This is a genomic window from Bradyrhizobium jicamae (genome assembly GCF_001440395.1).
In the GTDB taxonomy this organism is placed as follows: Bacteria; Pseudomonadota; Alphaproteobacteria; order Rhizobiales; family Xanthobacteraceae; genus Bradyrhizobium; species Bradyrhizobium jicamae.
On sequence record NZ_LLXZ01000132.1, the window covers coordinates 1 to 1,635 of the forward strand.

Consider the following 1,635-nt stretch of genomic DNA (forward strand, 5'->3'; position numbering starts at 1 on the left):
AGGCGAATCTGGGTTGGTTTAAGACTGCTTCATGCGGCGGGTATCTCTACCTTGAGTTTAGCAGGTTCAGATAGGATGGAGGATGACCGCCATTTGCGCGCGACGGCGACCTTTGCCCGCCGACGCGTTTGGTCAGCTTTTACCCCAACGCTTGAGCGCAGAACTTCACTTTACAACGGTCAACAGCACGTTCCTAGCCTCGAATAGATAAGTCCGAACCTGGCGGTTGCCGCGGGGGCCAGCGGCGTGCGTTGCACTCTGCGTGCCCCGCGAACGTCGCCGGATTGATAACGTCTTGGTGTCAGGTCGAGATGGGCGCCAACGTCGGCGGAACGTCTGAAGCGAGTTGGTTGTCGACGGTAACAATGAAGGCCAAAGCGGTCAGAGACCGACACTGGGAACGATCATCATTCGGGAACAGTTGGCCGTCCTTCGCCATTACCAGGCGTTCTCGATCAAATATTCAATTTTGCTCGGTCAAACAAGGCTGAGCCAGGAGCAACGGCGCGAAATTATCATGCAAATCCGGCGCTTCAACGAGGAGGGCGATATTGACGTCAGCCGCGATGACGCGATGAAGAAGCCGGCTTGAGCTGGAATGGAAAGGCGAGCGCTCGCCACAGCAAACCTAGGACCAACCCGGAAGTGAAGACGACGTTGGTGGCATAACTGGCTCGGCCTTTGAAGTAGCCGCGGCTGAGGTGATTTTTGGCCTTCATGTGCCCGATGATGGGCTCAATGGCCGAGCGGCGGCGCAGAACGTACAAGGCCTTCAGACTGCGCACTGTGGATAAGGCAAGCGCTCCATCTGGGCTGACAGTTGGGCTGGCACGTCGGCTCTTTTTAACCAATCTACCTCGAACACGGCGCCCACCGCCGTCAGGGATTCGACGCTTGCCGATTGTCCACGCTCTATCCGATAGCGCGCACGTTCAAGCCGCTCGGTTGGGCCAGTTGCGCTTCTCCACTCTCCCTCTGGCGCCCCACTTACGGCTGGAAACGGCCCAAAAGCGTCGATTGCATGTGGGCGAGCGCGTCACTCAGCCTTGCCGCTTCTTCGAATCGGGTTTCCTGGTGCGGCGGGCGCGAGCCAGGATCGACCACGATGGCCTCGGCGGCTTCCGAGAGTCGGCGTAGCGGCGTTCTGAGCCATTGAGCGGCGCCCAGGAGCAGCACCAAAGCTACGACGGCGCCGGCGCCGAAAATGAACCAGAACGCACGGATCAGTTCTCGAGTTGACGCCATCGCGTCGTTGGCGTTCTGTCGGACCAGAAGAGACCAGCCGAAGCTCGGAAGATCTGCAAAACCAACGCTCGGAACCATCACGGTGAAATAGTCCTTTCCATCGGACCATCGCTCGCTCGAGAACGCGCTGGTGACGCGACTGGCCGCAAACGCTGAGCCGACGCTTAGCCGCTTGTTGACGACATCGGTCGGGCCAAACAGGACGGTTCGGTCCCGTGATAGGAGCAGCACATCGATTCCAGGCGCCTGCAACGCGGCCATGCCCTCCTCCACCCATTTCCAGTTGAGGTGCGCTCCGATCACGCCGGCTACGGAACCGTCATGCCGCAAGGGGGCGGCCAGATCGACGAAGCGATAGGGTTCAGCGGATACAGGCAAGAGGCTTGCCAG

2 protein-coding genes and 1 pseudogene are annotated in these 1,635 nt (G+C 59.7%); 1 reads left to right on the top strand and 2 read right to left on the bottom strand.

What is annotated here, in order from left to right:
- Positions 1–346 precede the first annotated feature (346 nt).
- Positions 347–592 carry a hypothetical protein gene (locus CQ12_RS21860; RefSeq protein ID WP_057837376.1) on the top strand — a complete coding sequence of 82 codons (246 nt, stop codon included), beginning with the start codon at positions 347–349 and terminating at the stop codon, positions 590–592.
- On the opposite strand, the pseudogene CQ12_RS46515 reads toward CQ12_RS21860, so the two are convergent.
- Positions 558–758, bottom strand: a pseudogene (locus CQ12_RS46515) (IS5/IS1182 family transposase); the annotation flags it as partial. The gene CQ12_RS21860 and the pseudogene CQ12_RS46515 overlap by 35 nt on opposite strands.
- A gap of 229 nt (positions 759–987) precedes the next feature.
- On the bottom strand, positions 988–1,506 hold the full coding sequence (locus tag CQ12_RS21865) for a hypothetical protein (protein WP_157088387.1): 519 nt from the start codon (positions 1,504–1,506) through the stop codon (positions 988–990).
- Between the last annotated feature and the right edge of the window lie 129 nt (positions 1,507–1,635).

Excerpts from the sequence above, each read along its gene's own strand:
- CQ12_RS21865 (WP_157088387.1), bottom strand. The coding sequence starts at position 1,506 with ATGGCCGCGTTGCAGGCGCCTGGAATCGATGTGCTGCTCCTATCACGG.